At 42.0% G+C, this 2,265-nt stretch carries 1 protein-coding gene; it reads left to right on the top strand.

The features are described 5' to 3' along the window. Positions 1-278: 278 nt before the first annotated feature. Positions 279-1,877, top strand: coding sequence for a lytic polysaccharide monooxygenase (locus A1QC_RS03730; RefSeq protein ID WP_017023869.1), 1,599 nt, complete (start codon positions 279-281; stop codon positions 1,875-1,877). The last annotated feature ends 388 nt before the right edge of the window (positions 1,878-2,265 follow it).

The following is a 2,265-nucleotide window of genomic DNA, read 5'->3' as shown; positions in this document are numbered from 1 at the left end:
ATTTGATGAGGCTTTTTTGTATCTAAATCTCCCTGTATTCTTCCTAATAAAATCTTCCGTATACTTATTTTAAAAGTGCATAGTTAGGCATTCAAACTTTGTGTGATTTTTATGTCAATCGACATGTATTTAGAATCAATTCCTCAATTTCAGTTCCAAACATGAAACAAAGCAATTAAAAATTAGAATCACCATTCAAACTCACAAATCTTAATTCTGCATTTTTTCAATACCCGACCACACTCCCCTCCGTTTATCATTATTAAATGGAGGTGAAGATGAAACGTTATACTCTTCCTTTGGGCGCTGCAGGCAGTCTCATTGGTCTTGCTCTACTTTCAACCGGTGTTCAAGCTCATGGTTACATGGACTATCCGCCCGCTAGGCAACAGTTATGTGATATTGACGGTGGTTATTGGGATTCAGCCGATGGCAGCACAATACCAAATGCAGCTTGTCGTGCGGCCTTCTTAGAATCAAGCTGGACTCCTTTTATACAAAAACCAGAATTTGCCACACTTGTTTCTAATTATAATAATCAAATCTCTGTGGAAGCTGCTGTGCCAGACGGACAATTATGTTCAGCCGGAGATACAGCCAAACAAGGCATTAACACCCCATCTCCTGATTGGCAGAAAACTAAAGTGGATCTCACTAATCAAGGAAAAATCACCCTGCAATATCGCGCTAACACGCCTCACAACCCAAGTTTTTGGAAAATATACCTGAGCAAGCCAAGTTACGATTCCGCCACTATGCCGCTCGCTTGGAATGATTTAGAGCTTATTGCTGAGTTCGGTAATATCCCAACGGTTGATCTTAATGGTAAGAAGTACTACCAAATGGAGGTGACCTTACCAACCGATCGTAGTGGGGATGCGGTAATTTATAGCCGTTGGCAACGTCAAGATCCAGCGGGCGAAGGTTTTTACAACTGTAGTGATATTACCTTTGGTGGTAACGACACAGGCGGCGATCCAAACAACCCACTGGATAAATGGATAAGCGCAGGTAACTACCTTGCTTCAACGACAGATGCAGCAAGTGGTGATACAGCATGGTTCAGAGTGTTCGATGAAAATGGTAATGAAACCGTATTTGAAAAGCTCTCGATTAGTCACGACAGCGAAAGCATTTGGGCGCAAGAACTCGCAAGTATTGTCAACCAAAAATACGCTCAGCAAGTTCAAATTGGGTTAAAAAGTACCGCGACTGAGTCTATCGATTACCAAGCTCAAGACCTTTACAGTAACTTGGTTTACTTAACCAATAGTAATTATACCTATCGACTTGAAGTCAAAAGCGGTAACACCGCTCCAGTCGTTACAGCCCCTGCAAACTTAACAGTGAAAAGTGGTGAAAGCATTACCTTTGATGTATCAGCCAGTGATGTGGATGGCGATCCATTAGTCTTTAGTGTTGATAAGGGCACGATTATCGCCACAACCAACACCAGCATTACCGTTAACTATCAAGCTGCAGTAACACAATCCGATACTAGCGATATCATTACTGTGTCGGTTGGCGATCCAATTTCTACGACTCAAACCACCATTTCTGTATCGATTACTGCAAGTAACGATAATGGTGGTGGTAATACAGGGGAAACCACTTGGCAAAGTAATGTTGCTTATAACTCAGGAGACAGTGGTATTTTTTCAGGTATCACGTATACAGCAAAATGGTGGACTCAAGGGGATCAACCGGGTTCATCGAATGTGTGGGAAGCCGCACAAGCGACAGGTGATACCGAATGGAAAGCGGGGCTTGTCTATACTTCTGGCGACCTTGTCACCTTCCAAGGTGTGAGTTATCGCGCGCAATGGTGGAATAAGGGAGAACAACCAGATCAAAGTGCGGCATGGTCTGCGCAATAGTTTACCCTTTCAATTTAGCCATCATTTTTTAGATATTAATGGCTAGCATATCCCAAGAGACAAAGTGTGTGCTTTGTCTCTTTTTTACTTTTAGCGAAGCCTATTTCAAGTGATTCGTTTACTGTTAGACTCATCTTTTTGTAAATAAGGTAAGCAATCTTCACCAAACGTTTTTTTTAAGCACCCTTCCCCTTTGTTTCATTCACTTCAGCACATAAATAACCTCGCTATAACTCCCCCAAAAAGAGCGACTTTTCATTGTTAAGATGCGAATAAACACACAATAGCGACTAGAAAGTGTCCAAACGAACGTTTTTTTATATTTTAGTGTTGACCTTGTCCTCGAAAAACCGTTTAATACCCCCCGTCGCCCGGATAGCTCAGTCGG

Source organism: Vibrio rumoiensis 1S-45, from assembly GCF_000286955.2.
GTDB classification, from domain to species: domain Bacteria; phylum Pseudomonadota; class Gammaproteobacteria; order Enterobacterales; family Vibrionaceae; genus Vibrio; species Vibrio rumoiensis_A.
This window is presented reverse-complemented; position numbering and strand designations above follow the sequence as displayed.

Excerpts from the sequence above, each read along its gene's own strand:
- A1QC_RS03730 (WP_017023869.1), top strand. The coding sequence starts at position 279 with ATGAAACGTTATACTCTTCCTTTGGGCGCTGCAGGCAGTCTCATTGGT.